The sequence below is a fragment of the Pseudomonas paraversuta genome, assembly GCF_904067025.1.
Lineage (GTDB): Bacteria > Pseudomonadota > Gammaproteobacteria > Pseudomonadales > Pseudomonadaceae > Aquipseudomonas > Aquipseudomonas paraversuta.
The window spans coordinates 1,422,452-1,445,211 of record NZ_CAJFDA010000001.1; the positions used below are offsets into that span (position 1 = coordinate 1,422,452).

The following is a 22,760-nucleotide window of genomic DNA, read 5'->3' on the forward strand; positions in this document are numbered from 1 at the left end:
CTGCAGCGGGAGTATCAGGCCTGGTTCAGCGCCCTGGCCTGTTCCAGCACCGCTTCAACATGGCCCGGCACTTTCACGCCGCGCCATTCGTGACGCAACACGCCGTTCTTGTCGATCAGGAATGTGCTGCGGTCCACGCCCAGGTATTCCTTGCCGTACAGCTTCTTCAGCTTGATCACGTCAAACAGCTGGCACAGGGCTTCGTCCTTGTCGCTCAGCAATTCGAACGGAAAACCCTGCTTGGCCTTGAAGTTCTCATGGGACTTGAGGCTGTCGCGCGACACGCCAAACACTTCGGTGTTGGCCGCCTGGAATTCGGCGTAGTGGTCACGAAAGCCCTGGCCTTCAGTGGTGCAGCCCGGCGTGCTGTCCTTGGGGTAAAAGTAAATCACCACCTGCTTGCCCTTGAGTGCCGCCAGACTGACGGTTTGCTCACTGGTAGCCGGGATCTGGAAGTCGCCTACGGGTTGGTCAATTGCAACGGCCATGGGGGGAGCTTCCTTACATTGGGTTTTGTGGGCGCCAGGGTTCGATCAGCGCATCGAGGTTCAGCGCGTCGGCGAAGTCCAGGAACTGATCGCGCAACCAGCTGATCTGGATACCGGCCGGCAAGGTCACGGTGAAAGTTGCGTTGAGCATGGTGCCGCCGGTTTGCGGCGCCTGATAGGTGTCGCAGGTCAGGTTTTCAAGTTCGACGTTGTGGTCCATGAAGAACTGGCACAGCTCGTTGATGATGTCCGAGCGGTAGGCCGAGCTGACATAGGCCACGTACGGCAGCGCCTGCGGGCGGGTCTCAAGGGCGGCACTGCGCACCACATTGACGCTGAACGCGTGTTTTTTGGCCAGTGCGGGCAAGCCGGCTTCAAGGCGGGCCAGGGCATCCCAGCTGCCAGTGATTTCCAGAACCAGTGCGCTGCATTCGCCGTGGCGAGTGAGGCGGGAGGTCACGACGGCGCAGCGATTTTCATGGCTGGCGCGGCACAGGACGTTAGTCAGCTCCATTGGGTTGGCGCCAAGGGCACTGATGACAAGGAATTGTTCGCGGACTGTGGGGGTGGACATGCAACCTTCCTAAAGCGATGAGCGGTCAGTACGGTGGATGAATGCGTCGCGACTAGCAGGCTCTCAACAAATGCCTGAACCCTGCCAATACGCCGTCGTAGACAGTCTGCAGGCTCTGCAAACCGCTCCTGGCGGTGTTTGGGGCGGGCTTTTGGCGCTGGATAAAGACCTGTGAAACAGCCTTGCGCACTCATCAGTACCAATCAAAGGCTGAAGGGTAGCGAAAAGCAGCGCCAAGGGGAATGCTCATCGGGCGCGCTGTTGCTTGTGCAAGGGTCATGGCGCCAGTACCATTACGGCTCTCTTTTTCCGGCAGGAGCGGTTGCATGATTGCGGGCAGTATGGTGGCACTGGTCACACCTATGGATGCACAAGGCCGTCTGGACTGGGACGCACTGCGCAAACTGGTGGACTTTCACCTGCAAGAGGGCACCAACGCCATTGTTGCCGTTGGCACTACAGGTGAATCGGCAACGCTCGATGTGAACGAACACATTGAAGTGATTCGTCACGTGGTCAAACAGGTGGCAGGACGTATCCCGGTCATTGCCGGCACGGGCGCCAACTCGACGCGTGAAGCGATCGAGCTGACCACCAATGCCAAGGCTGCCGGCGCCGATGCGTGCCTGCTGGTCACACCGTATTACAACAAGCCGACCCAGGAAGGGCTGTACCAGCACTTCAAGGCCATCGCCGAAGCGGTCGACATCCCGCAGATCCTCTACAACGTGCCGGGCCGTACCGCCTGCGACATGCTGCCGGCCACGGTTGTGCGCCTGTCGAGCGTGCCGAACATCATCGGCATCAAGGAAGCCACCGGCGACCTGTCGCGCGTCACTGCCATCCTGGCCGGTGTCAGCGATGACTTCCTGGTGTACTCCGGTGATGACGCCACCGCAGTCGAGCTGATCCTGCTTGGCGGCAAGGGCAATATCTCGGTGACCGCCAACGTCGCCCCGCGTGCCATGAGCGAACTGTGCGCCGCTGCGATGCGTGGTGACGCCGTCACCGCCCGCGCGATTCACGAAAAGCTGATGCCGCTCAATAAAACCCTGTTTATCGAATCCAACCCTATCCCCGTGAAATGGGCGCTGCATGAAATGGGCTTGATGCCGGACGGTATCCGTCTGCCGCTCACCTGGCTCAGCGCACCCTGCCACGAACCGCTGCGTCAGGCCCTGCGCCAGTCCGGTGTTTTGGTTTAATTGAGGAAGCATTACGCATGAAGCGATTGGCCGGACTTTCCGCACTAGCCGTGATTATTTCGAGCACCAGCGGCTGCGGTTGGCTGTGGGGTCCAGACGGGTACTTCCGGGACCGTGGCAGCGACTATCTGGAGGCGCAACAAACCGCTCCAATGAAACTGCCGCCAGGTGTAGTGACTGACAAGCGCCTTGTGCCGCTGTTGCCGATCCCGAGCAACGTGCCCGATGACACCGTCAAGGGCGAGTTCGAGGTTCCGCGGCCATTGCCGCTGGCGACAGTTGCCGGTGCCAGCGACTACACCCTGCAAAGAAGCGGCGACAGCCGTTGGGTGATGGCGCAGCACGTACCGTCAGAAGTCTGGCCGGTAGCGATGCAGTTCTTCCAGGACAACGGCTTCCGTATCGATGAGCAGCGCCCGCAAACCGGCGAGTTCACCACCACCTGGCAGCGCGCTGACGAACTGTCCGCGCCAATGGCTCGCCACCTCGGCACCAGTGGCCTGGCAGCTGACAGCGAAACCCGCGTGCGGGTCCGCATCGAGCCGGGCGTACAGCGCAACACCAGCGAAATTTATGTGGTGAGCGCCAATCGTCCAGCCGGCAGCACCGCCAACGTCGATTTCGGCCAGCGTTCGGTCAATACCGGCCTGGACGCGGCACTGGTGGACGAAATGCTCATCAGCATGAGCCGCAGCGCCGAGAAGGGCGGTTCGGTTTCGTTGCTCGCAGCACGTGATTTTGACACCCCGACCCGCGTCAGCCTGAGCGAAGACGGCAGTGGCAACCCGGTATTGAGCCTGACCGAAGACCTCGATCGTGCCTGGTCCGGCGTAGGTCGCGCACTTGAACAGGGCGAGTGGCGGGTTGAAGATATCAACCGCACCTTGGGCCTGTACTACATCAACCTGGCCGAAAAAGCCGAGAAGAAGGACGAGAAACCCGGTTTCTTCTCCAGCCTTTTCGGCAGCAAACCGGCCAAGGAAGAAGTGGAAGCCCGCGCCCAGCGCTATCAGGTTCGCCTGAGCAAGGTCGGGGACAGCGTTCAGGTGACTGTCGAAGAAAACATCAACAAGGTTGCACCGCCAGAAGTGGCGCGCAAAGTGTTGGGCGTTATTCAAGACAACCTGGGCTGATCCTGTGCGTTTTGCCGTTCTCGGTAGTGGTAGCCAAGGGAATGGCACGCTGGTAGCCAGCGACAGCACCTGTGTACTGGTGGATTGCGGTTTCTCGTTGCGGGAAACCGAACGCCGCCTGGTGCGTCTGGGTATCAGCCCGCACCAGCTGAGCGCGATTCTGGTCACCCACGAACATGCTGATCATGTGCATGGCGTGGGGATGCTGTCCCGGCGCTACAATGTGCCGGTGTACATGAGTCGTGGTACCCAGCGCGGGATGCGCAAGCCGCTTGAACCTGCCGGCTTCGTGGCAGGTGGCGAAACGTTGCAGATCGGTGCCTTGACCATCAGCGTGACCCTGGTTGCCCATGATGCCCAGGAACCCACCCAATACGTATTCAGTGACGGCAAGCGGCGTTTCGGCCTGCTGACCGACCTGGGTTCGTACTGCGATGGCGTACTGGACAGCTATCGCGGCCTGGACGCGTTGATGATCGAGGCCAACCATTGCCGCGACCTGCTCGCCCGTGGTCACTACCCCTGGTTTCTCAAACAACGGGTAGGTGGTCAGGAAGGACATTTGAACAACCACCAGGCCGCAAGCCTGGTGGCCGAGTTGGGCTGGAAACACCTGCAACACCTGGTACTGGCCCACCTCAGCAGCAAGAACAACCTGCCGCAGCTGGCCCGGCAATGTTTTGTCGACACCCTCGGGTGCGACCCGGACTGGCTGCAACTGGCCGATCAAGATTCAGGGCTCGACTGGCGCACAATCGCCTAGCCCACCTACTTAGCATGCGGAGCCCATCATGGAAAAACGTGAAGAACTCTATCGCGGTAAAGCGAAATCGGTTTACACAACTGACGACGCCAACCGCTTGATCCTGTTGTTTCGCAACGACACCTCAGCGTTCGACGGCAAGCGCATCGAACAGCTGGACCGCAAAGGCATGGTGAACAACAAGTTCAACGCCTTCATCATGCAGAAACTCGAAGAAGCCGGCGTGCCGACCCAATTCGACAAACTGCTGGGCGATAACGAATGCCTGGTGAAAAAACTCGACATGATCCCGGTCGAGTGCGTTGTGCGTAACTACGCGGCCGGCAGTCTGGTCAAGCGTCTGGGTGTGGAAGAGGGCATGAAGCTCAACCCTTACACCTTTGAGCTGTTCCTCAAGGACGACGCCAAGGGCGACCCGTTCATCAACGAATCCCACGTCGTGGCGTTCGGTTGGGGCACTGCCGAGCAACTGGTGCGCATGAAAGAACTGTCGCTCAAGGTCAACGAAGTGCTGAACAAGCTGTTCGATGACGCCGGCCTGCTGCTGGTGGACTTCAAGCTCGAGTTCGGCGTATTCCACGACGGCAGCATCGTGCTGGGTGACGAATTCAGCCCGGACGGCTGCCGTCTGTGGGACAAGGCCACCGGCAAGAAGATGGACAAGGACCGCTTCCGTCAGGGTCTGGGCGACGTGATCGAAGCCTACGAAGAAGTTGCACAGCGCCTCGGCGTCCCGCTTTAAGCGGTCATAAAGCGCCTGGAGGCGGGTTCGCGCAACCGCCTCTGCCAGAGCCTCACGCCGACAGCGCAAGCTGTCGGTTAGAGGCGCGGCGTACGCCAGGTACGCCGTCGCCTGGCAATGCAATCCAACCGCTGTTCCGGACACAAATCGCAACCGCAACCGCAACCGCAATCACAAGCCAAAAGGCAGTGCAGGCTACTGGCGTATCATCCGCGCCAGGCACAGGCTGGTTTGCCTCCGTACTTCCTGTCGTGGAGCGCAGATCTTCAATGCGCATCAATCTGACGACCCGATATCTCTCTTCAGTGACTCGCCGAGCTCTGCTCTCAGGCGTCGAAGTCCTCCCCTTGCTGTGTCCTCCTGCGTTCGCATAAAGGCTGTCAGTCGATTCGTTGAGACGTGCTGCCCCATCAGCGATCTGCTGAGCGCAGGTATATCCTGCAATAACTTCTAGCTTCCCGCGATTTATCAAAACGCAGGTTTATTTTTACACCAGAAGAAGTATCAATACTTTTAGGTGGACTAAAGGCATTAGGAATATCAGGGGTATTAGGAGTATTCCGATATAACGATTAGGAATGTTTCGCTAAGGTTACCACTCGTTGCGCGACATGCTTGGTTGGGCCGGTCGGGGCACGAATATTAAGTATTTTTTAAGTAATCTAAGGCGAAACACGCCTCGGCTCGGAAGTCTCTATGTCCCTTTTCAAGAAAACTATTCTGACGCCCTTTGTACTTGCTGTCGGGGTATTGAGTGTTCAGGCCCATGCTGCACCGATCAATCATACGGTTCAGTTGTCTTCCTTCGTTCCGACAGCAGATTTTTATGTATTGCCAAGTGACAGCAGCTGGATCGGCGAGACTCAGGCGCTCTCTTACAATATAAACACTCAAGAAATGGCTTCATTGGTTAAAACATTTGACGCTGTTCATTCTGCAGGCTCAATCAGTGCACAACTGTTGGCCCCGGCTTACTTGGCTGCGGGTGCCAATAATGTTGTTCTGGATGTCAAGTTCAACGGCAAGTCGTTGACCACTACCGCCCAGACGGTACTCACCGCAGCCGAAGCAGCTACTGTAAAAGTAGTGAATCTGGAAATTATACCGACCAGGCCGGCAACCGGCTATGAGTCGGGTAGCTATCTGGGCAATGTCCAATTGTCTTTTGATGCCGTCATCTAAGTTCAAGTTGTTGAGCATCGGTTGTATGGCTTGTTGCGCGATCACGTAATCGGCCAGTACCGGTGCGGGCAGTAAGCGACTGATTGACTCTCTCCGACATCGTGTGCAGCGCATGTCGGAGTTTTTTTTGCCGCTATAAGCAAGGTGTTACGGAGTGAGTCGGTATACTGATTTGTCATTGGCTATTGCCTTTGCAAGTGCTGCAAGTTTTTGCCAGGCTTCCATCGCAGCAACACCTAGTTATACCACTTTGCTGGTTCAGGCAGACGGGTTGCCTAAAGAGTTTCACGAGCATTTCTTTGACGTGCCATTGGCCGTCCGGGTAATGCTTGATAATCAAGTTCTGGGTGAGGCCATGGTGGTTCTAAGCCGGGACGAGCGCATGACGCTTATCGAGTTTACGGATACCCGTGACAGCGACATTGGTCCGGCCGAACGTGAAGTCTGGCAACTGCTGTTACAGCAAGGTGTCGTACTGGGTCCCTGTGCAAGTCAGTGTGCAGAAGATCTGTTGGCAGTGCATTACAGCCTCAACAACTCAGAAGTCTCGATACTTACCGGCAAAACCGAGCGCAAAACCATCGAATCCGAACACTACGCCCAACCCCAGGGCGGTAGCAGGGGGTTGATGCTGAGTAATCAGTTGAACCTGTCTGGCGGGCAGGGCCAGGATCTCGCTGCGCACCTGGGACTAGGGGCCGTCTCAAGCCTGGGCAACTGGACCCAGACTGTCAGAGGCCAGCTTAGCAAGATGGGGGGGGACGAAAACCAGCTGATGCACTCAGTGTACGAACTGCATAGCCAAAGGGAGTGGCGCGACAACTTTCTGCGCCTGGGGTACTTCACCCCGGAGTCGGTGGGTCTCAGCCGTCAGCCGCGTACATTTGGTAACAGCCCCGACACAACCCTGGGCGTCATGCTGGGCAGTTCCGACAGTCTGGCCAAAGGTGGACTGCAACCTTCTGTCTACCCGGTTTTTGTGACTGCCAATCGTGAAGCAACCGTAGAAATTTACCGTAATGGCGTTCTGATCAACAGTCAGCAAGTTGCGCCAGGTCTGCAGGCCCTTGATACGCGCCCTCTGCCAGGCGGCATCTACGATATTGAAGTCAGACTTATCGAAGACGGCATAGTCACCTCCACGAGCGATGAGTTGGTGTACAAGCCCAGCAATTGGAGCAATACCAACCAGCGCTGGCGCTATAACGTGTTTTTTGGTCGAGAGACCAGGCTGCTGAGCAACTGGGACAAGCAGGAAGATGGCGACACCACCGTCGGTACTGCGGTCAACTATCTGTTACACCCTCGGGCAGTGGTCGGTGTTTCGGCACGCCAGACCAAAGGGCAGAATCAACTCGGCACTTCTCTGGATCTCGGCCTGGCAAGCCGCACGAGTCTGTACACCAGTGTGTATCGCAGCCAGGACCACGGCACGGGAATGGAGGTGCAAGCGCTGCACAGTTACAGTTCAGGCAGTGTCGTTGCCAGCCACAATCGTAGCTGGCTGGACACGCGCAACACGTGGGAAACCCTCCTTGACGGCAGCCGGGTGCGTCAACGCTCCCCCTATAACGGCAACGTCAGCAATTCGGCGCTGAGTATCAGCCACCGCCTGCAAGGGCATAACAGTGTTAACGCCCGAATATCCCATAGCGAAGGCCAGATAAGCGGCATTAGCCTGGACCTGGGATGGATGCGTACGACTCAATTGTTCGCCAATGACATTAACTGGCGGTTCTCTGTATTTGACCGGGCTGCTGCTGTCAGTAGCGGCAATCAGCGTAATCGCGGTTTCGATCTGAGCTTCAACATGGCGCTTGGAGAAGCCAGCAAGCGTATGACCGCCAGTGTCGGCTCCCGCGCTTCGCGTAGCGGTGATACAGATCGCAATGCCTCCCTCGGCTATCAGCAAAACTTTGAAACGGGCGCGGTGCGCAGTATCCGCGGCTCCGTGCAGACCGACACTTATGGTGTCGGGCTGGCCGGCAGTGCGCAGTTTGAAGGTCGCTATGCCTCTGGCGATGTGCAAGTGCAGCGCTCGTCTTACAGCCGGGGAGTGTCGGGCAGCCTGAACCTGACGAGCAGCCTGGTAGTGGGGGCCGGCAACATTGCCTTGAGCGGCCAGCAGGCGGGCAATCAGGCCAGCATGATTATCGATGTGGAGTCGGATATTAACGATCTGGAGCTGCGGGCTGACGACCTGAGTGGCAGCGGTACGATTCTGCGCCCGGGCCGCAACGTGATTCCTGTCAGTGCTTATCGCGACGGCGTAGTCCAGCTCGACTTCCTTGGCGTCGACGCGCCAGCGGCAACCATTCGGCCTGCCCGCGCCCGCTATCACTTGAACAAAGGCGGCGTGGCATACCAGCGCGTCAGCGTCATCAATACCCTGACCCTGTTAGGCCGTGTGGTAGATGCTGATGGCCTGCCACTGAAAGGACATCACGTAATCAACCACGCCAGCCGTGGCGTAACCGAGGTAGACGGGTTCTTCTCCATGGAGTTCAGTGCTGACACCCCGACCCTTGAAATCGTTCGTGGCGAGCGTGTGCTGTGCCGGTTTGATCTTGACCCCAAGGTTCTGAAGCTCGAAGGCGATGTTTTGATGGCTGGCGACCTGCGCTGTGTCGAGGACTCGATGGCCGGGAAACTGGCGCACAACTGACGCCAAAACCACTGGACCAGACCTCATAAATCCAAGGCCGCTGCCACAATCTGAAGCGGCTTCACATTCAAATGTTGAACGCCGGCGGTGACATTTTGTTTATCAAAGCGCTGATGGTCGCCGGCTTTTTACCGAGGATCTCCTTCGTGCACAAATTTTTATACCTGCTGGGCCTGGGCCTGTTTGCGTCGACGGTCCAGGCAGGGCCCAGTATCAACATCGGCACCATCTATGACTATATGGCCTCCGACAAGAGCTCGTATCTCAAGCGCATCAATAACGTCGGTGACAGCACGGCCTTTGTGCGAGTCAATATTTACGAAATGACCTTTGATGCCGACGGCAAGGCGACTGAAACCGCGCTGGACAACCAAGGGCCCTTGAGCGCAGAGCGCAAAGGTTTGGTGGCGAGCCCGGCGCGACTGATTATCCCTGGCAAGGGGATGCAAGGTACCCGGCTGCTCTATCTGGGGAATCGGGATGTCGAGCGTTACTATCGTGTGCGATTTGTTCCGGTCGTTCCTGAAAAGGAAGACCAGTTTGCGGTGCCCGAGGTGGAGCGCAAAGCCTATAAGGACTCGATGTCGGCCGGCGTTAATATACTGACCGGTTACGGCTCTGTGTTTTTCGTCAGGCCGGAAAATACCCGGTTCACTACCCGGGTCCACAACAGCGCTATTGAATACCGCGTTGAGAATGCGGGAAACAGCACCATAGAACTGGATGGGTTCAAAGACTGCTCGATGAGCCAGGCCACTGACTGCAAGGCCACCCGCAAGATTCATGTACGGCCCGGGAAATACTTTGCGTTCAACAAAGAACCCGGGCGAACATATTCGTATAACTTGATAGAGGGTGGTGCCTCGAAAAAAGTGGATGTGAAGCCATGAAGATGCTCGCGATAGCCAGGTTTTCCTGCGTGCTGGCGCTGGTGCTGAATTCCACTTTCAGTTGGGCAGAATCGATCGATATTACGGCAGTCTTCACCCCGGACCCAAGAAATCCGGGTAACACTAAATTCATTAATACAACACCCGACACGGGGCATTGTTTAAATATTGCATGTGCTGCCGGGCGTCATAGTCTTGCCCCGAAAATTAAAACCCTGCCCGCTGACATAAAGGCCAATGCCGCGGATTTGCGCCAGTCAGCCTTGTTTAAAATGCCAACAGAGATCAAGAATGTAACCATTGTATCTGCGGATGGCCAAACCCAGCAGCTGGGATTCCAGATAGTCGGGGCTGGAGCGCGCCTCCAGTTCAATAAAAGTGTTGGTGTCATAAGCGGGGGCGGGCACGCTGACATTTGGGTGGGGGGCTCGTGGTTGTATGCGGGTGCTGGAGGATGCTCGGGTACTGGCTATTCCAGGCTGTCGACTACCTTCTATAGCTTTTTCTGGGGCGTTGGCCCGCCAGCCAACTGCGGGAGAATATCCAGGTTTGATCTGGAAGATTTCCGCTACGAAAATTTCACTTTCATATATCAGCTCATCACCCCAAACCCTCTTTCAATGAAGTCAGGGGTATATCGGGGGCAACTTGATCTTTCGGTAGGTCCCGGAGGTGATTTGGACTTCGGTGACGTCATGTTGCCTGATGATGACCGCCTGACCTTGAATTTTATACTTGAAGTTTCTCATGTACTGCAGGTGGCATTTCCTGCGGGCTCGCAACATTTAGCACTGGTACCTCAAGGTGGCTGGCAGCAATGGTTGGAGCGTGGTCGGCGCCCGGATAAATTGTCGGCAGTGCAAAATTTTTCACTCTGGTCATCCATGCCATTCAAAATGCTGCTCCAGTGTCAATATTCCGTTGGTAATCAGTGCGCACTGGAAAATGAAGTGGGTCATCAAGTGGCGGTAGATACTCGCGTTACGTTGCCCCCGGGTTTTTCCACCCATCTGGCCGGGGGGGCTGTTAAAGACCTTCCACTGAGCAGCAGCACACCGACTGTCATTGATGTCACCCAGTACATGGATAACGCCAGGGGCAGTCTTGATTTTGCAATTGATCGCGACGGGGTGGAGAAGATGATCGTACATGCCGGGAGCCGGTACAAAGGCGATGTAACAGTGATCTGGGATGGTGACATCCCTTAGGTTCTGGCAAGGCTGCTGCCAGTAAAATCAACAAGGCGCGCTTCCATCAGGGGCTGGGCGACTTTATCCAGGCCCGTGAAGAAATTGGTGGCGCAGGGTTTTGAGCTCCAAAGGCGTGCAAGTAATTGATAGCAGGCATTTTTTTGAAATAAGGCTTTGCCAGAAAGATAAACCGCTGTTATGATGCGCGCCGTTGGAGAGATGCCAGAGTGGCCGAATGGGACGGATTCGAAATCCGTTGTACTGGCGACAGTACCTAGGGTTCGAATCCCTATCTCTCCGCCATTATTGAACAAGACGAAGCCCCTGAAATGGTCAAGCATTTCAGGGGCTTTTTCGTTGTGCCCGGGAATCGCCGGCAAGCCGGCTCCCACAGTAGGGGCAAGCGTGCTGGCGGTGCCTGAACCCAGCCCCTGGCCCTTATCTGTAGGAGCCAGCTTGCTGGCGATGGCAGCGCTGCAACCCCGTGGCCCTTGCGGTCAATCAGACAAAGCCCGACCTGAACTCGCCCCCCCCGTACCTGTAGGAGCCAGCTTGCTGGCGATGGCAACACTACGTTCCGCCAAGCAACCCCGTGACCCCTGCGGTCAATCAGACAAAGCCCGACCTGAACCCGCCCCCTTATCTGTAGGAGCCAGCTTGCTGGCGATGGCAACACTGCGATCCGCCAAGCAACCCCGTGGTCCCTGCGGTCAAACAGACAAACCCCGAACTGAACCCGCCCCCCATACCTGTAGGAGCCAGCTTGCTGGCGATGGCAACACTGCGGTTCGCCAAGCACCCCCGTGGCCCCTGCGGTCAAACAGACAAAGCCCGACCTGAACCCGCTCCGCTTACCTGTAGGAGCCAGCTTGCTGGCGATGGCAACACTGCGATCCGCCAAGCAACCCCGTGGCCCCTGCGGTCAAGCAGGCAAAGTCCTAAATGAACCCTGCTCTCTGTAGGAGCCAGCTTGCTGGCGATGTGTGTCTTGTCATGCGTAGCCCGGGCAATGAGGCGTCTACTACGGCGCTGCAGGCTGGTCTAGAGGTGTTGGCAGGATGAATTGTTTCAGCATCCTATTTTATTGGGTTTTTTTCAGTTTCTAGGAGTTTTCCGATTTTTCGGAGTGATGGACGTCTATAAGATTCGCCCTCGTCAACAGCGCAGTTACAACAGGTAACATTAAGTGGCTGCTGATTGAATGTTTAACGCGACTTGTCAGTTTTAGTGATTCTCAAACTAATAATAAAAAAACGACAACCTGGGGCGGCCTGAGTTTTTTTTCGGCCAAGAGTTGCTGTCGTATAACGATGTTGATTATTTGAGTCGGGCATAAACCCGGGTTGTTTAGTTGGTGAGTTAATTAGTGAGAAATCGATGAAAAAGGTAATGCTGGCTTTAGTATGTTGTGCGGGTTTTTCGTTGTCGTCGGTGCAGGCGGCGGCCCCAAATATTAATGTAGGTTCATTGTTTGATTTTATTAATTCCGATAAAGGCACCTTTCTCAAGCGTGTTCGTAACAGTGGTGATGCCACGGCATTTGTCAGAGTAGAGATCAGTGAGATTGTCTACGATGCTGATAGAAAGCCGGTTGAGCAGCCTGTTGAGAATACCCGTCTGGGTGAAGATAAAGATGGTCTGGTAGCCAGTCCGGCGCGGTTGATCATTCCGGCGAACAGTCAACAGTCGGCGCGCCTGCTTTATTCCGGTGATCGCACCCATGAGAAGTATTACCGGGTGCGCTTTGTTCCGGCCATGCCGGACAAGTCCGATGACTTTTCGCTGTCTACAGAAGAGCGTGATCAGTATAAGAAAGAAATGTCTGCCGGCGTCAGTATCATGACCGGTTACGGCACTATCGTTGTAGTGCATCCGTCCAAGGCACATTTTGCAACGGATATTAAGGAAGGGGCGGACGGCTATACCGTGCGTAATAACGGTAATAGCACCATTGTGCTGGACGGCTTCAAGGCGTGCGGCGCCAAAGGCAAAGACTGTCAGCCGGGTCGGCAAATTCATTTATTGCCACAGAGCAGTCAAACCTTTAGCAAGTCTGAGCAGCACACTTACGAATTCAAACTTATCGAAGGGATCCAGGAAAAACCGGTTCGCTTGGGTTTCAAGTAAATGCAATAACCTTTTGTTCCGTGCAGGGACTTTACTACCGAGAGAGATGTAATGATGAAGATCCGTTCGTTGTTTGCTGCCACCTTGTTGGCTTCTTCCAGTGCTGCCTTTGCTGCAGCTGTTCCCTTTGATCTGAACGTCAAGGCTATTGTGCCTTCGGCAACGGGCCTTGCTGTCTGGGATAATACCGGGTGGTCCACGTCTGATTTGAATATGGCCTACGACCATAACGTAAAAGACTTCAAAACTGTGGGCGGTCCGCTGAACATTAAAGGTGGTACTACTGCGGTTAAGTCCTATCTGGTTTTTGAACCAAAATTGTTGGACGCAAGCGAAGTTATTGATATGGAAGTCAAGGTGGGTGGTGTGGCTTTGAAGGTGGGTTCAGCCGCTGCTGTTGACGTGGCTACCGCTGCAGAAGCTACCGCGGGTGCAATCAAGGAAGTTCAAATCAGCGCCATCGAACCGGCTACTGGTTATAAAGAGGGTAGCTACGCAGGTGCTGTGCACATGATGTTTGAGTCTGCTCCTGCTGCTCCGTAATAGATAAAGGCTGTAAAGGTTATTGAATAAAGCTCCTGAAGCGGGGCTTTATTCCCCTTGCCCTGTTTTTAGGAGCTGTTGTGTTGTTTAAATTGCATGCCCTCAGTGTTGCAGTTGCGTTGTGTTGCGCCTCTGTTCAGGCGTCGGCAACAGCCCCTGAAACCGCAGCAGTAAAAATGAAGTCCTCCCTGAGTTTGCTTGAGCAGACTCAGGGTCTTCCAAAAGATTTCCTTGAACATTTTTTCGATCTGCCCCTGGCGGTGCGGATTGAGCAAGACGGCAAGTTCCTTGGCGATGGTCGCGTGGTCTTGTCCCGTAATAACACCCTTCAACTGCTGGAGATGAGCGAGTTTCACGACAGCAAGCTCAGCGCCGCGGATCGCCAGCGCTGGACGGATTACCTCAGCCAGCCGCGCCCGCTCGGCGAGTGCACTGCCAGCTGTGACAATGGCCTGGTGGCCATGCATTACAGTCTGGAAAGCTCGCAGCTGTCGCTGGTAACCCGCGGGGCCGAGGTCAACCCTGAAGAAGTGCGCTATCACCAGCTGCCCGAGGGCGGCAGTCACGGCCTGGTGCTGCGTAACCAGCTCAATGTGTTTGGTGGCAGCGGCACGGATACCAATGGCCGTTACTCGGTGGATGCCCAGGGCAGTATCGGTAACTGGACCACAGTCGGTAATTACCAGGTGGACCGCAGTACTTATGAAGGCGCCGAAACCCGGCAGTCGATCCAGAGCCTGTACGGCCAGCGCGAGCACGAGAATCAATTTGTGCGCGCCGGCTTTTTCCAGCCCAACTTCCAGGGCGTGGCGCGTCAGCCCAGCGCCCCGGGGGCGGTGCCCAGTACCATTGTCGGGCTTATGCTCGGTACCTCCGACATCCTGGCCATCGATAGCGCCAGCCCGAGCATTTATCCGGTCTATGTCACGGCCAATCGCCAGGGCACGGTTGAAATCTATCGTAATGGCAGCCTTATCTACACCCAGCCGGTAGAGCCCGGTTTGCAGCTGATCGATACCCGGCGCCTGCCCGGCGGTATTTACGAGGTTGAGGTGCGTCTGGTGGAAGACGGCAATGTCACGTCCAGCGAGACCGAGCTGATCAATAAACCTGCGCACTGGAGCAATGCCCAGGAGCGTTGGCGCTACAGTTCGTTTGTCGGCCAGCAGCGTAACCTGCTGAACAGCTACAGCACCGACGATGCCAATGAGCTGGCGGTGGGCGGGGTGGTCAACTATCTGGCTCACCCGCGTGCAGTATTGGGCGCCATGGTGCAGCAGGTGGGTAAAGAGCGGTCCGTGGGTGGCTCGCTGAACTGGCACGCCAGCGATAGCGCCAATCTCTACGCCAATGTTTTTCACTCCAGTGAGTACGGGATGGGGCTGGATGTGCAGGCGATCCGCAACTATGCCACCGGTAGCATAATGTTCAACCACAGCCTGAACTGGCAGAACGCCGACAAGTACCTCAAGACCCAGGCCGGCCCCCAGCAGAACTCGTCCATCGCCCTCAATCACCGGCTGGACGACATCAACAGCCTGACGGCCCGTGCGTCATACAGCAACGGTGTGACCAATGGTGTGGGGCTGGACCTGTCTTTCAGTCGGCGCTCCAGGTTGCTGGGCAGCGATGCCACCTGGCGCACCTCGGTGTTTGACCGACCGGCGACCGCCAGCAGTGGCAGCCAGCGCAATCGCGGGGTCGATGTAACCCTGACCATGGCCCTGGGCAGTGACGGCCGTCGCTACAACGTCGGTGCCGGTACCCGCACCGGGAGTACGGGCGGGCGTGACCAGTATGTCAATGCCGGAGTGTCCCAGGACCTGCAAGGCGGCTTGTTCAGCAATGTCAACGGCAATGTGTCGAGCGACCGCTATGGCGTGGGCCTGAACGGTGCGGCTTCCTTTGACACCGACCTGGTGCGCGGCGATGTGTTTGCCCAGCGTTCCTCCCTAGAAGGCGGGCTGAGCGGCGGGGTCAACCTGCAAAGCACCGTGGCCATGGGTGGCGGCAAACTGGTGACTGCCGGCAATGGCGTCAGCAGTGGCGCCCATACCGGGATGATTATTGATGTCGAGTCCGACTTGCCGGACCTGGGGTTGATGGCACAAGACACCAATGGTGCCACCACTGAGCTCAAGCCCGGGCGCAACTTTGTGCCGGTGACCGCCTACAAGCCCGGTAACCTGCAGCTGGACTTTTCCGGGCGCGAGGCGCCTGCAGCCTCGATTCACCCGTCAATGACCAGTTACCACCTGAACAAAGGAGGCGTGGCCTACCGTCAGGTCAAGGTCATGCAGACCCTGACCGTAATGGGTCAGGTGCAGGATGCCGCCGGCAAGCCGCTGCGTGGAGCCCAGGTGCGCAACCACGCCGGGCGCAGCGTTGCCGAAGCGGATGGCTTTTTCACCCTGGAAATGAGTGCCCGCCAGCCGATGCTGGAAGTGTCCCACCCCAGTATCAAGGGCTGCACTTTCCATCTCGACGACAAGCGCTACCCGCGCGAAGGCGATGTGGTGATGGTGGGTAAGCTCAAGTGCGACGATCTGAACACCAGCAAACCGTTGCTTAGGGAAACTCTGAAAAAGACTTCCAAGTCTGGTGAAATACGCCTGTCCCACGAACTGAACGGTTGAGCCCCGATGAAGCAAATGTCTTTCGCTGATGCCGAGTACGCAGGCAAACGTAAGCAGACCCGCCGTGAGCGTTTCCTGATTGAGATGGATCAGGTCGTGCCCTGGAAAGGCCTGATTACGTTGATCGAGCCGCATTATCCGAAGGGTGAAGGCGGTCGTCCGGCGTATCCGTTGATGGCCATACTGCGGGTTCATCTGATGCAAAACTGGTTCGGCTACAGCGACCCGGCGATGGAAGAGTCCCTCTACGAAACCACGATTCTGCGCCAGTTTGCCGGGCTGCATTTGGATCGGATTCCGGATGAAACCACTATCCTCAACTTCCGCCGGCTGTTGGAAAAACATGAGCTGGCCGGTGGGATTTTGCAGGTCATCAACGGCTATTTGGGCGACCGAGGTTTGCTGCTACGTCAAGGAACTGTGGTCGATGCGACGATCATTCATGCGCCCAGTTCGACCAAGAACAAGGACGGTAAACGCGACCCCGAAATGCACCAGACAAAGAAAGGAAATCAGTACTATTTCGGGATGAAATCGCACATCGGTGTCGATGCTGAATCCGGTCTGGTGCATAGCGTAGTGGGTACGGCGGCGAATGTGGCGGACGTGACTCAGGTCGATCAGTTGCTGCATGGCGAGGAAATTTACGTCTCTGGCGATGCCGGTTACACCGGCGTGGAGAAGCGTGCGGAGCATCAACATCGCCAGATGATCTGGTCGATCGCAGCGCGACCCAGCAGCTATAAGAAGCATGCAAAAAAGAGCCTGATCGGTCGCATGCGCCGCAAAATCGAATACGCGAAAGCCCAAGTCCGGGCCAAGGTTGAGCATCCCTTCCGGGTAATAAAGCGCCAGTTTGGTTATACGAAAGTCCGCTTCCGAGGCTTGGTGAAAAACACCGCGCAGCAGACCACACTGTTTGCCTTATCGAACCTTTGGATGATGCGAAAACGACTATTGAATGCAGGCGAGGTGCGCCTGTGATGTGGACAATGAGCCCTGAAAAGGTGCTCTTCCGCAAAAAATAGTGAACTGACAGGAGGAAAGGTCTGTTTTTCGATTAAGTCGGTGTTTTTTGCACCTCAGACAGCGAGACCGTTAAAAACGGCTGCTTACTTCAGACCTTCCTTAGTGCTAACGCCGAGTAGCAAGGATAAACATGAATATTATAGTTTTGATCAAACAGAGTCGTAGCGCCTTGCTGTTATTGGTGTTGTTGGTGCTTGGGCAGCTGGTGTGGCTGGCGCCGGCGCGGGCGGTAACTGTTGGTGTATTTGCTGAGTTCACCCCCAGTCTGAATAATCCTAATAATAAGACGTTTACCAATACTTCGCCTTTAAGCGGTGTTTGCTCCGGTACCCACAAGGATTGGTGCAAAGCTAACAATGTGTTCAGTATCGGAGTACCGTCAACGGGCACCAAAAGAGGTAATGGTGTCGCGGATTTTGGTCGCGGCTCGATATATTACGGTCTTCCTGAGCAGCGTATAATTACCGTGACGTCCGGCACTGGTGAGACGGCGGAAGTAATTTTTCGAATCACAGGCATGGCATTTAGGTTGCGCCACTATGACTTGCCTGAGAATGGTTGGGTAAGCGATTTGTCAGAGTTAAGGGGGTGCAGTCGAGTATATTCCAATAATGATTCTGCCAGTAATATAATGCGAATTATTACGCGAGACGATAATGGCGCGGGTGGTCGCAGCGTTTGTGCTTTTAAGATGCTCGCTGATAGAGAGTTTAGTAATTGGTCTTGGGATATAATTTATGAGATTGAGACTCCCGAGCCATTGAATATGAAGAACGGTGTCTACCACGGGGCTACCTCTTATTCCCGTGGGGGGGCGGGGACGGATTTTGATATGGGTGATGGTGCGTTTTTCGATGATCCCATGGTTAATATTAACTTCCAACTCACCGTAAACCACATGTTCGCGCTCGACTTCGCGCCCGGTTACGAAACGGTCAATCTGCAACCCCTGGGTGGCTGGAACCAGTGGCAGGAGTTTGGCAAGGTGCCTGCGACATTGCGCAGGGATGTACCGTTCCGGGTCAGTGGCTCCACCGACTTTGCGGTGGATATCAATTGTGAGTACACGATGCCCGATGGCCGCTGTGGTATCTCCAATGGCCCCTCAACCGTCCCCCTGGACATTGCGATCAATATGCCGGGGTTGATGGGGCATAGAGGCGGTATGATTGCCGAGGCATTGAATTATCCGTTGCAGAAAGACGTGTTTGTACCGAGATTTAGCCCTATGAGGGAAGGCGCCGTGTTCCAGCGATCATCCTATCTGCGCTTTGAGGTCAATGGCGATCCGATCAAGGAAATGGTCACTCATCCGTCTACCGAGTACAAAGGCCGGGTAACCGTGATATTCGACGCCAATATGTAGCCTTGCCTGTTGTCATCTGACTGGCCGGCCACAGTGGCTGCGGGGTTCTCCCTCTGAACCCTGTGGCGCTGGCCAGTCAGTCGCATATCCGCTCTCTGCCGCCATGCAGCCCTCTCGAATACCTCCCATCCTCCCGCCAGTGTCTGGCTTTCGTGCCGCGCTTATCCTTCTGATGCCGCCTTCCAATACGCGACCTTGATACTTTCCCTGCCTGTATAAGCCGGCTCGCAAGTGCATGGGCCAAGCCTCAATACCAGGCCCCCGGATTCTTGTCCTGGCAGGCTTGCGTCTGTTACTACCCACGCATCATTTACCCGTCATTCATTAATTCTCTATGCCGCACTCAAACCTGTGCGGGTCAATAACTTAGGATGAGTCCTAAGTTGATTGGTTGTTGGCGGTTTTTACTTCTGTTTTGGCCCATGACTCTTAGGAATAGCCACTTCTTTAAGACTATTCTTAATGTGTGTAGGTGTGTTTTTGTCATACTGCCCCACACAATTAAAGCGCTCGGCCTGAGTGGAATAATTTTGGAGTAGAACTTTTATCTGGCGCAGCGGGGCGATGAATATCGATGACTTTATCGTCGTTCTTTCCAATCAGGAGGTGGGTGAAAACCTGGAATATGATTCCGAATTTCTGGCACTTATGGATGAAGTCTCCAGCAAGGAAGAGTCTCAGTACGGCGATTATCTACATATTCCGGAGCCCATAGACTGGGCCTCTGTTGAAACACGCTGCGTGGGTTTGTTCGCTCGTACGCTTGATCTGCGGGTCGCCGTTTATCTGACCCTGGCCTGGCTTGAGCGAGAAGGGCTGGCGGGTTTGGCCAAGGGCTTGACGGTGCTCGATTATCTGGTGCGAGAGCGTTGGGAGCAGACCTACCCGCGCTTGAGTGATGAAGATCAATTCGACCCTCTGGTGCGGATCAATATTCTCGCGGAACTGGCGGTGCCCTCGGTGGTGGTGGCGACACTTCGCAAAGAAGTGTTGGCCAGGCTGCCCGGTGGCGAGTCCCTGTGCTGTGCCGATCTGGCGTTGATCGCCAGCGGTCAAGAGTCGCCCGAGCGCGACGCCTGTCTGCTGCGGCTGGAGAGCCAGATCGAGCCGCAATGCTCCACTGAGCTGATGCGCGGGCTGGGCGCGCTGAACCGGGTCAAGGGCTTGCTGGACAGCATCGGTCAGGGGCTGGATGAGAAAACCGGGCTCTGTGAAAGCTCGCCGCTGCAGCCGGTTTCGCGGTTGCTGGGGCAATGGATCCAGGTGGTGGACAGCCGTTTGCGCCGTACCTTGCACAGCGTTGCCCCGGAACCTGAAGTGGCCGTGTCTGCGTCTACGCCCGCCGCTGTTGTCTCTGCCGGGAGCGTGCGGGAGTGCCGCTCGCGGGAAGAGGTGCTGCTGGCTCTGGATGCCATTGCCGGCTATTACCAGCGCCATGAACCGAGCAGTCCCATCCCCATGCTGGTGCAAAGAGTGCGTCGCCTCGCCGGTATGGATTTTCTCGAAATCATGGCTGAACTGGCACCGTCCAGCGTCAGTGACATGCGGGCGCTGGCCGGTATTCAAGAAGAATAAATGTTGTTAATCGTGATTGAGGGTCAAGTATGTCCAGCACTGCAAGCAGTCAAAAATTTATAAATCGCAATCGTGCTCCGCGGGTCCAGATTGAATATGACGTCGAACTCTATGGCGCCGAAAAGAAAGTTGAAATCCCTTTTGTCAATGGCGTGTTTGCCGATCTTTCCGGTTCCAATACCCAGGGGTTGCCCTCGGTGGCCGATCGCAAGTTTCTGGACATTGACGTCGACAACTTTGATGAGCGCATGAGTGCCATTGCGCCGGCGTTAAAGTTCAGCGTGACCAATGAACTGACCGGTGAAGGGCAACTGCCGGTCCAGCTGGATATTCAGCGCATGGATGATTTCAGCCCGGGTTCCATCGCCCGCAATATCGAGCCGTTGCGCAAGTTGCTGGAGGCCCGTAATCAACTTTCCAACTTGCTGACCTATATGGACGGCAAAAGTGGTGCCGAGCAACTGGTCGCCCAACTGCTCGACGATCCGGCATTGATGAACTCATTGCTGCAACAGGCCAAACCCGCCGTCCCCGCTGAATAAGGTTCCAATCATGCCTGCAACTGAACAGCTTCAAAGTCAAGATAGCCAGGCCACCACCCTGGAGGCCGACAGTTTTAGCAGCTTGCTGCAACGGGAGTTCAAACCCCGCAGCGAACAGGCCAGTGACGCCCTGCACACCGCGGTGCAAACCCTGGCCGAGCAGGCACTGGGTTCTGTGCACCTGATTGCCGATGACACCCTGAGCACCATTGAAGCGCTCATCGCCGCCATCGACAGTAAACTTTCAAGCCAGGTCAATGCGATCCTGCACCATGAAGCCTTTCAAAAGCTGGAGTCGGCGTGGCGCGGCCTGCATCACCTGGTGAGCAATACCGAGACCGATGAAAAGCTCAAGATCCGCTTTATCAACATCTCCAAGGCCGAGGTGGCCCGTGAACTGAAGAAGTTCAAAGGCGCGGCCTGGGATCAGAGCCCGCTGTTCAAGAAGATTTATGAACATGAATACGGGCAGTTCGGCGGCGAGCCCTTCGGTGCCTTGATCGCAGACTATTACTTCGATAACAGCCCGCCCGATGTCGAGCTGCTGGCCTCCATGGCCAAAATTGCCGCGGCGGCCCATGCGCCGTTGATCAGTGCGGCCGACCCTGGCGCCCTGTTGATGGACTCCTGGCAAGAGCTGGCCAACCCGCGGGACCTGGGCAAAATCTTCCAGACCCCGGAGCATGCCGCCTGGCGCAACTTCCGCAGCTCGGAAGACTCGCGCTATGTGGGCCTGACCCTGCCGCGTTTCCTAGGGCGAATTCCCTACGGCGCCAAAACCGCACCGGTGGAAGATTTCAACTTTGAAGAAGTGACCCGGGGCGACTCGGCCAACTACCTGTGGGTTAACTCCGCCTATGCCATGGGCCTTAACATCAACCAGTCCTTCAAGCAGTTTGGCTGGTGTTCACAGATCCGTGGTATCGAGTCCGGCGGCGCCATCAGCGGCCTGCCGGTGCACACTTACCCCAGTGAAGACGGCGGGGTGGACATGACCTGCCCGACCGAAATCGCCATCAGCGACCGCCGTGAACTGGAGCTGGCCAATAACGGTTTCATGCCGCTGGTGCACTGCAAGAACAGCTCTGTGGCCGCCTTTATCGGTGCCCAGTCACTGCATAGCCCGCAGCAATACGACGACCCGGATGCCACGGCCAACGCCCGACTGGCCGCGCGCCTGCCTTATCTGTTCGCCACGTGCCGTTTTGCCCACTATCTGAAATGCATCGTGCGCGACAAGATCGGCTCGTTTAAAGAGCGCGCGGAAATTGAAAACTGGCTCAACGGCTGGATCAATCAATACGTTGACCTTAATCCGGCCACTGCCACCGATGCCGACAAGGCGCGTAAACCCCTGGCGGCAGCCGAGGTGGTGGTGGAAGAAGATGAAGGCAATCCCGGGTTTTACCGGGCCAAATTCTTCTTGCGGCCCCACTACCAACTGGAAGGTTTGACTGTTTCATTGCGACTGGTTTCCAAGTTGCCTTCGGTTAAAGCATAACGTTTAACAGCATTGTTAGCACAACAGGGCTTTCCCTGATGTGGTTCTTCACCCTGTGGTGATTATTCCTGGGAGTACATTATGATACTGGTAAAGTTTGATAAAGAAATCAAAGGCACCTCGACCGTTGAAAAGTATAAGGAATGGATTGAGTTTGAATCCTACTCATTGAATGTATCGCGCCATGTTCAAGTGCAAGGCAATGACCGTGATGTGGGGCAGGCGTTTATCTCTGAATTCTTGTTGACCAAAGGTGCCGATAAAACCTCGCCGGAGTTCTTTGTCCAGTCGTTGGTGGGCACTGCATTTGATTCGGCCACTATTGTTGTGCTGCATGCGGCCGGCTCGTCGAAAACGTCGCAAGAGTTGCTGCAAATTACACTGACCAAGCCTGTTGTCAGCTCTTTTTCTACGCAATGTACCGCGAACAATCGTCCTACCGAACACCTGTCATTGAACTTTATCAACATCAAGTATAAGTACGTCCACTTTGACGGTGATGTGAATAAAGGCTCCGTTGAAAAGTCTTATGACGTGTTTGCCAAGGCTTAACCCTTTGGCTTCAGGGTGCCCGCCCCGGTTGTAACAGGGCACCCTGGATTTAAAAGT

At 55.9% G+C, this 22,760-nt stretch carries 19 protein-coding genes and 1 tRNA gene; 18 read left to right on the forward strand and 2 right to left on the reverse strand.

The genetic code is table 11. The features are described from left to right. Positions 1 to 14: 14 nt before the first annotated feature. On the reverse strand, positions 15 to 488 hold the full coding sequence (locus JQ848_RS06800) for a peroxiredoxin (protein ID WP_003446668.1): 474 nt from the start codon (positions 486 to 488) through the stop codon (positions 15 to 17). 13 nt (positions 489 to 501) lie between these two features. Next, the gene (locus tag JQ848_RS06805; RefSeq protein ID WP_003446670.1) at positions 502 to 1,062 is read right to left on the reverse strand and encodes a glycine cleavage system transcriptional repressor; all 561 of its coding nucleotides are present in this window, start codon (positions 1,060 to 1,062) and stop codon (positions 502 to 504) included. 326 nt (positions 1,063 to 1,388) lie between these two features. On the opposite strand from JQ848_RS06805, the gene dapA reads away from it, so the two are divergent. From dapA to JQ848_RS06895, 18 genes are all read left to right on the forward strand, one after another. Next, positions 1,389 to 2,267 carry a 4-hydroxy-tetrahydrodipicolinate synthase gene (gene dapA / locus JQ848_RS06810; protein ID WP_003446672.1) on the forward strand — a complete coding sequence of 293 codons (879 nt, stop codon included), beginning with the start codon at positions 1,389 to 1,391 and terminating at the stop codon, positions 2,265 to 2,267. Positions 2,268 to 2,284: 17 nt separating this feature from the next. Beyond that, a complete protein-coding gene (gene bamC, locus JQ848_RS06815) occupies positions 2,285 to 3,400 on the forward strand; it encodes an outer membrane protein assembly factor BamC (protein WP_003446674.1) in 1,116 nt (371 codons plus the stop codon). A gap of 4 nt (positions 3,401 to 3,404) precedes the next feature. Next, complete coding sequence (locus JQ848_RS06820; RefSeq protein WP_003446676.1) at positions 3,405 to 4,163, forward strand: MBL fold metallo-hydrolase; 759 nt, start codon at positions 3,405 to 3,407, stop codon at positions 4,161 to 4,163. A gap of 28 nt (positions 4,164 to 4,191) precedes the next feature. Continuing rightward, complete coding sequence (gene purC / locus JQ848_RS06825; RefSeq protein ID WP_003446678.1) at positions 4,192 to 4,905, forward strand: phosphoribosylaminoimidazolesuccinocarboxamide synthase; 714 nt, start codon at positions 4,192 to 4,194, stop codon at positions 4,903 to 4,905. Between the two features lie 696 nt (positions 4,906 to 5,601). After that, positions 5,602 to 6,087 carry a CS1 type fimbrial major subunit gene (locus tag JQ848_RS06830; protein ID WP_202210384.1) on the forward strand — a complete coding sequence of 162 codons (486 nt, stop codon included), beginning with the start codon at positions 5,602 to 5,604 and terminating at the stop codon, positions 6,085 to 6,087. Between the two features lie 154 nt (positions 6,088 to 6,241). Continuing rightward, positions 6,242 to 8,752 (forward strand): TcfC E-set like domain-containing protein, encoded by a 2,511-nt coding sequence (locus tag JQ848_RS06835; RefSeq protein WP_235972417.1) that lies wholly within the window; start codon positions 6,242 to 6,244, stop codon positions 8,750 to 8,752. Between the two features lie 146 nt (positions 8,753 to 8,898). Next, entirely contained in the window at positions 8,899 to 9,642 is a 744-nt protein-coding gene (locus JQ848_RS06840) for a fimbrial biogenesis chaperone (RefSeq protein ID WP_202211250.1), read from the forward strand. Continuing rightward, positions 9,639 to 10,850, forward strand: a complete 1,212-nt coding sequence (locus JQ848_RS06845) for a hypothetical protein (RefSeq protein ID WP_161720076.1) — start codon at positions 9,639 to 9,641, stop codon at positions 10,848 to 10,850. Before JQ848_RS06840 ends, JQ848_RS06845 begins: the two co-directional genes overlap by 4 nt. A gap of 195 nt (positions 10,851 to 11,045) precedes the next feature. After that, positions 11,046 to 11,135, forward strand: a tRNA-Ser gene (locus JQ848_RS06850). A gap of 1,074 nt (positions 11,136 to 12,209) precedes the next feature. Continuing rightward, positions 12,210 to 12,959, forward strand: coding sequence for a molecular chaperone (locus tag JQ848_RS06855; protein WP_202210385.1), 750 nt, complete (start codon positions 12,210 to 12,212; stop codon positions 12,957 to 12,959). 51 nt (positions 12,960 to 13,010) lie between these two features. After that, positions 13,011 to 13,502, forward strand: a complete 492-nt coding sequence (locus JQ848_RS06860; RefSeq protein ID WP_161718297.1) for a CS1 type fimbrial major subunit — start codon at positions 13,011 to 13,013, stop codon at positions 13,500 to 13,502. Between the two features lie 176 nt (positions 13,503 to 13,678). Continuing rightward, complete coding sequence (locus JQ848_RS06865) at positions 13,679 to 16,138, forward strand: TcfC E-set like domain-containing protein (RefSeq protein WP_235972418.1); 2,460 nt, start codon at positions 13,679 to 13,681, stop codon at positions 16,136 to 16,138. Positions 16,139 to 16,144: 6 nt separating this feature from the next. Beyond that, positions 16,145 to 17,122 carry an IS5 family transposase gene (locus JQ848_RS06870; protein WP_106117532.1) on the forward strand — a complete coding sequence of 326 codons (978 nt, stop codon included), beginning with the start codon at positions 16,145 to 16,147 and terminating at the stop codon, positions 17,120 to 17,122. Between the two features lie 175 nt (positions 17,123 to 17,297). After that, on the forward strand, positions 17,298 to 18,533 hold the full coding sequence (locus tag JQ848_RS06875) for a hypothetical protein (protein WP_202210386.1): 1,236 nt from the start codon (positions 17,298 to 17,300) through the stop codon (positions 18,531 to 18,533). 564 nt (positions 18,534 to 19,097) lie between these two features. Continuing rightward, complete coding sequence (tssA, locus tag JQ848_RS06880) at positions 19,098 to 20,108, forward strand: type VI secretion system protein TssA (protein WP_235972420.1); 1,011 nt, start codon at positions 19,098 to 19,100, stop codon at positions 20,106 to 20,108. Between the two features lie 29 nt (positions 20,109 to 20,137). Beyond that, on the forward strand, positions 20,138 to 20,650 hold the full coding sequence (gene tssB / locus JQ848_RS06885) for a type VI secretion system contractile sheath small subunit (protein ID WP_127195858.1): 513 nt from the start codon (positions 20,138 to 20,140) through the stop codon (positions 20,648 to 20,650). A 10-nt stretch (positions 20,651 to 20,660) separates the two neighbouring features. Next, positions 20,661 to 22,151 (forward strand): type VI secretion system contractile sheath large subunit, encoded by a 1,491-nt coding sequence (gene tssC, locus JQ848_RS06890; protein WP_010656799.1) that lies wholly within the window; start codon positions 20,661 to 20,663, stop codon positions 22,149 to 22,151. A gap of 81 nt (positions 22,152 to 22,232) precedes the next feature. Further along, complete coding sequence (locus JQ848_RS06895) at positions 22,233 to 22,703, forward strand: Hcp family type VI secretion system effector (protein WP_202210387.1); 471 nt, start codon at positions 22,233 to 22,235, stop codon at positions 22,701 to 22,703. Positions 22,704 to 22,760: the final 57 nt, after the last annotated feature.